Origin of the sequence: Streptomyces sp. NPDC056361 (assembly GCF_042262805.1) — a bacterium.
Lineage (GTDB): Bacteria > Actinomycetota > Actinomycetes > Streptomycetales > Streptomycetaceae > Streptomyces.
Window position 1 is genome coordinate 1 of record NZ_JBHJQI010000251.1, and the last position, 6,127, is coordinate 6,127.

At 72.9% G+C, this 6,127-nt stretch carries 7 protein-coding genes; 3 read left to right on the forward strand and 4 right to left on the reverse strand.

All coding sequences use genetic code 11. The annotated features are described in order from the left end of the window. Window positions 1-10 precede the first annotated feature (10 nt). Window positions 11-643 (reverse strand): hypothetical protein, encoded by a 633-nt coding sequence (locus ACFCY7_RS39280; protein WP_376490879.1) that lies wholly within the window; start codon window positions 641-643, stop codon window positions 11-13. 125 nt (window positions 644-768) lie between these two features. Here ACFCY7_RS39280 and ACFCY7_RS39285 point away from each other — a divergent pair, with 125 nt between their 5' ends. Continuing rightward, entirely contained in the window at window positions 769-1,395 is a 627-nt protein-coding gene (locus ACFCY7_RS39285) for a hypothetical protein (protein ID WP_376490880.1), read from the forward strand. On the opposite strand, the gene ACFCY7_RS39290 is transcribed toward ACFCY7_RS39285, so the two are convergent. The 3 genes from ACFCY7_RS39290 to ACFCY7_RS39300 are packed head-to-tail and all read right to left on the reverse strand — an operon-like array spanning window position 1,382 to window position 3,744. Continuing rightward, on the reverse strand, window positions 1,382-2,158 hold the full coding sequence (locus tag ACFCY7_RS39290; RefSeq protein ID WP_376490881.1) for an enoyl-CoA hydratase/isomerase family protein: 777 nt from the start codon (window positions 2,156-2,158) through the stop codon (window positions 1,382-1,384). The genes ACFCY7_RS39285 and ACFCY7_RS39290 overlap by 14 nt on opposite strands. Next, window positions 2,155-2,586, reverse strand: a complete 432-nt coding sequence (locus tag ACFCY7_RS39295) for a Zn-ribbon domain-containing OB-fold protein (protein WP_376490882.1) — start codon at window positions 2,584-2,586, stop codon at window positions 2,155-2,157. Before ACFCY7_RS39295 ends, ACFCY7_RS39290 begins: the two co-directional genes overlap by 4 nt. A 15-nt stretch (window positions 2,587-2,601) precedes the next feature. After that, complete coding sequence (locus ACFCY7_RS39300) at window positions 2,602-3,744, reverse strand: lipid-transfer protein (protein ID WP_376490883.1); 1,143 nt, start codon at window positions 3,742-3,744, stop codon at window positions 2,602-2,604. A 90-nt stretch (window positions 3,745-3,834) separates the two neighbouring features. On the opposite strand from ACFCY7_RS39300, the gene ACFCY7_RS39305 reads away from it, so the two are divergent. Together ACFCY7_RS39305 and ACFCY7_RS39310 are read left to right on the forward strand one after the other, a co-directional pair. Further along, the gene (locus ACFCY7_RS39305) at window positions 3,835-5,391 is read left to right on the forward strand and encodes a FadD3 family acyl-CoA ligase (RefSeq protein WP_376490885.1); all 1,557 of its coding nucleotides are present in this window, start codon (window positions 3,835-3,837) and stop codon (window positions 5,389-5,391) included. 75 nt (window positions 5,392-5,466) lie between these two features. After that, window positions 5,467-6,075 carry a hypothetical protein gene (locus tag ACFCY7_RS39310; protein ID WP_376490884.1) on the forward strand — a complete coding sequence of 203 codons (609 nt, stop codon included), beginning with the start codon at window positions 5,467-5,469 and terminating at the stop codon, window positions 6,073-6,075. Window positions 6,076-6,127: the final 52 nt, after the last annotated feature.

Consider the following 6,127-nt stretch of genomic DNA (forward strand, 5'->3'; position numbering starts at 1 on the left):
CCGCAGGTCTCTAGCCCTGCGGCGGCGGGTTCTCCCGTTCCGGGTCCGGTGTCGGCACGTCGTAGGTGCGGGTCGCCGCGTACGGGGTCGAGGCCTGCGGGCGCGGGCCCGGTTCCTCGGGGGTGCCGGGGTCGACGGGGTCGACGGCGGGGCCGGTCACGGGCGGGCCGTCGAGCGTGGGGTGGGTGGGGCGGTACTCCTGGTCGGGCCGGTGGGCGTGGATCCCGTGGCTCGGCCGGCCCGACATGACGAGGGCGCCGAGGAGCAGCAGGACACCGCCGCCGAAGGCGTTCGCGACGCCGTCGCCGAGGCCCCTGCCGTCGCCGGAGAGCACGATGCTGCCCTCGGCCTGGCCGACCCGGACCATCCAGAAGATCGTGAAGCCGAGGACGACGACCCCGGCGAGGGCGATGAGCAGGCGGGAGCGGAGGACGACGCCGACGAGGGTGAGCAGGGCCGCGAAGGCGAACGGGAGCAGGATCGAGGCGAGCACGTCGGACCGGGTGTCGGTGATGCCGGTGAAGAGTTCGTCGATCGCGTAGTCGCGACCGTGACGGCCGTCGTACCAGGCACGGAAGGGGCTCCAGACGGCGGCCGTCGCTCCGGCGAGAGCCAGGACCGAGCCGACGACGTTGCGAATCATCGATGCGGCCTCCTTGGCGGTCCTGCTCTCGTTCCCGACGCTACGCCGGGTGCGGGGGGCCCGCCACGCGGCACCGGGGCATCCCCTAGGGTGGCGCGGACACGACGAACAGGACGGGGGCGGCGATGGTACGGACGCGTCTGAAGCTCGCGGCGACACTGGCGGTGGTGGTGCTCGCGCTGACCGGTTTCCACACCGGGAAGGGCGGCCACGGCAGCAGCGGCGGCCACGGCGGCAGTGGCAAGAGCGGCAAGAGCCGAAGCCACTCGGACTCCGACGACGACTCGGGCGGCGGCTGCTCCAGCGACGAGAAGAGCAACGACGACTACAGCGGCTCGGGGAGCTCGTCCGGCTCGTCCGGCTCGGGCGAGTACACCTACGACCCCACGCCGTCCGCCTCTCCGACGTCGGACGCGATCGTCGAGGTCGTCGACTGCGTGGACCCCGCGCAGAAGAAGCGCAAGGGCAAGCCGGCCCGCAAGGCGGACACCACGGCCACGGTGAAGATCACTTCCGACGACTGGACGGAGAAGACCTTCCGCGTCGTCGTGTACTTCGAGGACGCGAACCGCAAGGAGGTCGACCGGGCCGAGACGACGGTCACGACCGGGCGCACGAAGACCTTCGAGGTGGCGATGGCCCACCCGGGGACCGTCGGGCGGGTGAAGAAGTGCTTCGCCACCGTCATGGGCGAGGTGACGGGGGCCACCCCTGCGGGCACCCCCACCACCCCTTCGCCTACCTCGTCCTGAATTCCGGCCCCCGCCGGGTGAACAGCTCCGCCTGCCGGTCCGCCGGCAGGTTCCCGAGCGTCACCAGGTGCGGGGCGTGGGCGAGGGCCTGGGCGCGGGCCGCCTCCCTGGTGGACCAGAGCGCCCGGACCGTGCCCTGGACGGCCTCGGTGGGGCAGGAGGCGATGACGGCGGCGGCCGCCCGGGCGGCGGTCAGCGCGCCGCCCGTCTCCGTGACCTCGCTGACGAGGCCGGTCTCGTACGCCCGGCGGGCCGAGATCCGCTCGGCGGAGCCCATCAGGGCCATCCGGGCGACTTCCCCGTGGGGCATCCGCTGGGCCATGTGGATGGTCTCGAAGGCGCTGACCATGCCGTAGGTGGTGTGCGGGTCGAAGAAGGAGGCGTCCTCGCCGGCGATGAGGAACTCGGCCTCGCCGAGCAGGTAGAAGGCCCCGCCGCAGGCCATGCCCTCGACGGCGGCGATCACCGGTTTCCACAGGTCGTTCGCCTTGGGCCCGATGGCGAGGAGCGGGTCGTCGACGGTGTACGGGGACGAGGGCTGCGGCACGTTCCCGGCGGCCTCCCGGTCGATGCCGGTGCAGAAGGAGCGGCCCCCGGCGCCGGTGACGACGATCGCGCGGACCTCGTCCTCGTACCGGAAGCCGCGCCAGGCGGCGGCGAGTCCGCGGGCCATGTCCAGGGTGATCGCGTTGTGCTTCGCGGGCCGGTCGAGGGTGACGACCGCGACCCCGGTCTCCTTGTCGCGCTCGACCCGGATGCTCACCCGCGCTCCAGGAGCCAGCGCGGGACGGTGACGCCGTCGATCTCGGTGAAGGCGACCCGCACCGGGGCGCCGATGCGGAGCCGGTCCGGGTCGACGGAGTTCAGGGGGGCGTCCGGGCCGGCCACGACGTTGCCGACGAGGCGGATGCGCGGGGCGTCGGCGAGTTCGACGAGCACTGCGTTGTACGGGGCCTGGGCGGCGTACTCGGGCAGCAGGGGCGGGTGGGGCAGCACGTACGACCAGATCCGGCCCCGGCCGGACATCAGCCGCCACTCGCTGTCGAAGGAGTGGCAGTGCGGGCAGCAGGGGCGGGGCGGGAAGCGCAGCTCGCCGCAGTCGGGGGCCGCGCAGGCCTGGACGCGGAGCTCGCCCCGGGCGGTGTACTCCCAGAAGGGGGCACCGTCCTCGTCGGCGACGGGTGTCAGCATGTCGGGATCAACTCCTCACGCGCGAAGCAGGATGGCCGATGTGGGGACGCCCTCGCCCGCCGTGACCAGGCAGGTGGCGGCGTCGGGGACCTGGGCGGTGGAGGTGCCGCGGAGCTGCTTCACGCCCTCGTTGATGAGGTTGAAGCCGTGGACGTACGCCTCGCTCAGTCCGCCGCCGCCGGTGTTGAGGGGCAGCCGTCCGCCGATCTCCAGGGCGCCGCCCTCGGTGAACGCGGCGCCCTCTCCCCGGCCGCAGAAGCCGTAGCCCTCCAGGGAGAGCGGTACGAGGGGGGTGAAGGCGTCGTAGATCTGGGCGACGTCGACGTCCTGGGGGCCGAAGTCGGCCTGCTTCCACAGGTGCCGGGCGGCGGTCCAGGCGGGTCCGGAGAGCGGGTCGTCGTTCCAGTAGTTGACCATGCCGTGGTGCTGGGCGGGCAGGCCCTGGGCGGCGGAGTGGACGTACACGGGTTTCTGCCGGCAGTCGCGGGCCCGTTCGGCGCTCACGATCACGCAGGCGAGGGCCCCGTCCGTCTCCAGGCAGTTGTCGAAGAGGCAGAGGGGTTCGCTGATCCAGCGGGAGGTCATGTACATCTCGCGGGTCAGGGGGCGCTCGTACATGATCGCGGCGGGGTTCTGGTTGGCGCGGTTGCGGCAGGCGAGGGCGACGTTGAAGAGGTGGTCGCGGGTGGCGCCGTACTCGTGCATGTAGCGGCGGGCGAGCATGCCGATCTCGTCGGCGGGGCGGAGCAGCCCGTAGGGGCGGGTCCACTGGCCGGGGGTGGGCAGCTGGACGGCGGTGTTCTTCCAGGGGCGGGGGCCCGAGCCGCGTTTCCTGGACCGCCAGGCGACGCCGACGCTCGCCTGTCCGGTGGCGACGGCGGCGGCGAGGTGGCCGACGGTCGCGCAGGAGCCGCCGCCGCCGTACCCCACCTTGGAGAAGAAGGTGACGTCGCCGGCGCCGATCGCCTTGGCGACCTCGACCTCGTCGGTCTCCTCCATCGTGTACGAGGCGAAGCCGTCGACCTCGGACGGGTCGATCCCGGCGTCGTCGAGGGCGGCGAGGATCGCCCGGCAGGCGAGGGCCCTCTCGGTCTCGGGCAGGTGTTTGGCGAAGGCGGTCTGACCGATTCCGACGATCGCCGTGGCGTCCTTGAGCACCGAACCTCCTCATGGGGCAGCACTGCTGACAGCGCGTCAGGCTACCTCTAATCTGACGGATAGTCAGCTACAGGGAGGTTGGGTATGGACATGCGCGGTGACCTGGAGTGGGCCACGATCCCCGGTCTCGTACGGGCGGCGGCCGAACGGTACGGGGCGCGCGAGGCCGTCGTCGACGGACGCGTCCGCGTCACCTACGCCGAACTCGGCGAACGCGTCGAACGGGCCGCCGCCGCCTGCCTCGCCAACGGGACACGGGCCGGCGACCGCGTCGCGATCTGGGCCCCCAACACCCTCGACTGGATCGTCTCCGCCCTCGGCGCCGTCACCGCCGGCGCCGTCCTCGTCCCCCTGAACACCCGCTTCAAGGGCACCGAGGCCGCCTACGTCCTCCAGCGCTCCCGGGCCCGCCTGCTCTTCGTCACCGGCACCTTCCTCGGCACCTCGTACGTGGCCTCCCTGCGCCGCTCCGGCGTCGAACTCCCGCACCTGGAGAAGGCCGTGGTCCTCGGCGACACCGCCCCCGACGAACCCGGCTGGACGACCTGGAAGGCCTTCCTCGCCGAGGGGGACCGGATCCCCGCCGCCCGGGTCCGCGCCCGCGCCGACGCCATCGACCCCGACGATCCCTCCGACATCATCTACACCTCGGGCACCACCGGCCGCCCCAAGGGCGCCGTCATCGGCCACGCCCAGTCCCTGCGCTGCTACGCGATCTGGTCCGGGCTCGCCGGCCTCCGGGAGGGCGACCGCTACCTCGTGGTCAACCCCTTCTTCCACACCTTCGGCTACAAGGCCGGCATCCTCGCCTGCCTCATGCGCGGCGCGGTGATCGTCCCCCAGCCCGTCTTCACCGTCGACACCGTCCTCGCCAACATCGCCGCCGAGCGCATCACCGTCCTCCCCGGCCCGCCCACCCTCCACCAGTCCCTCCTCGACCACCCGGCCCGCGCCGCCCACGACCTCTCCTCCCTGCGCCTCGTCGTCACCGGCGCGGCCGTGGTCCCCCTGCGGCTCGTCGAACGCCTCCGCACCGACCTCGGCGTCGGCACGGTCCTCACCGCGTACGGCCTCTCCGAGGCGAGCGGCATCGTCACCATGTGCCGCCGCGACGACCCGGACGCGACCGTCGCCACCACCTCCGGCCGCCCCATCCCCGACACCGAGGTCCGGCTCTCCCCGACCGGCGAGGTCCTCGTCCGCGGCCACCACGTCATGCGCGGCTACTTCGAGGACCCGGAGGCGACGGCCGCCGCCGTCGACGCCGACGGCTGGCTCCACACCGGCGACGTCGGCGTCCTCGACGACGCCGGCAACCTGCGCATCACCGACCGCCTCAAGGACATGTTCATCGTCGGCGGCTTCAACGCCTACCCCGCCGAGATCGAGCAGCTCCTCGGCCTCCACCCCGACATCGCCGACGTCGCCGTCATCGGCGTCCCCGACCCCCGCCTCGGCGAAGTCGGCAAGGCCTACGCCGTCCGCCGCCCCGGCTCCCGCGTCACCGCCGACGACCTCATCGCCTGGTCCCGCCGCGAGATGGCCAACTACAAGGTCCCCCGCCAGGTCGAGTTCGTCGCCGAACTCCCGCGCAACGCGAGCGGCAAGGTGGTGAAGGGAGAGCTGCGGGAGCGGGCGACCGGCTGACGGGCGGGGGACCGCGGACCGACGGGGGACCGCGGACCGGCGGGGTGCCGCGGGCCGGCGGGGTGCCGCGGGCCGGTGAGGGTCCGGCGGTCCGTCCAACTGCCCTCGGGACCCGCGCACATCACCGTCCGGCCCTGCCGCCACGGCGAACTCGTCGCCGCCCGCCTCGGCGACGGGACCGTCCACCTCCGCATCACCGTCGCCGGCACCCCCGCCGTACCCAAGAAGTCCGGTGGCCTCGGCTGCCTCGTCACCCTCTGCGTCATCGGCGCCCTCATCGGAGGCTCCTACCTCCTGAACCACGACGAGGACACCTCACCCGGCTCCCGCGGCCCCGGCCCCGTCCCGACCTTCTCCTACTCGCCCTTCCCCAGCCTCGGCCTCGACCCCACCGCCGCCCCCACCGAGAAGGAGCCCGACCCCTACGAGAAGGGCACCTGCCTCAACGGCTCCCTCCCCGACTCCACCACCGCCCAGAGCGTCTCCGACGTCGACGAAGTCCCCTGCTCCGCCTCCGACGCCCACTACAAGGTCATCCAGACCTTCCCCTTCACCTCCGACATGAACAACTGCAACTCCAACCCCAGGACCCAGTACGCCTTCTCCCACCGCTACACCATGAACGGCACCACCGTCAGCGAGTACGTCTACTGCCTCGTCGGCCTCGGCGCCTACGCCCGCTGAGCACGGCGCCCCGGTCGGGTCGCGCGCGGGAACGCCAAGAGGGGCCGGGCAG

Excerpts from the sequence above, each read along its gene's own strand:
- ACFCY7_RS39280 (WP_376490879.1), bottom strand. The coding sequence starts at position 643 with ATGATTCGCAACGTCGTCGGCTCGGTCCTGGCTCTCGCCGGAGCGACG.
- ACFCY7_RS39285 (WP_376490880.1), top strand. The coding sequence starts at position 769 with ATGGTACGGACGCGTCTGAAGCTCGCGGCGACACTGGCGGTGGTGGTG.
- ACFCY7_RS39295 (WP_376490882.1), bottom strand. The coding sequence starts at position 2,586 with ATGCTGACACCCGTCGCCGACGAGGACGGTGCCCCCTTCTGGGAGTAC.
- ACFCY7_RS39305 (WP_376490885.1), top strand. The coding sequence starts at position 3,835 with ATGCGCGGTGACCTGGAGTGGGCCACGATCCCCGGTCTCGTACGGGCG.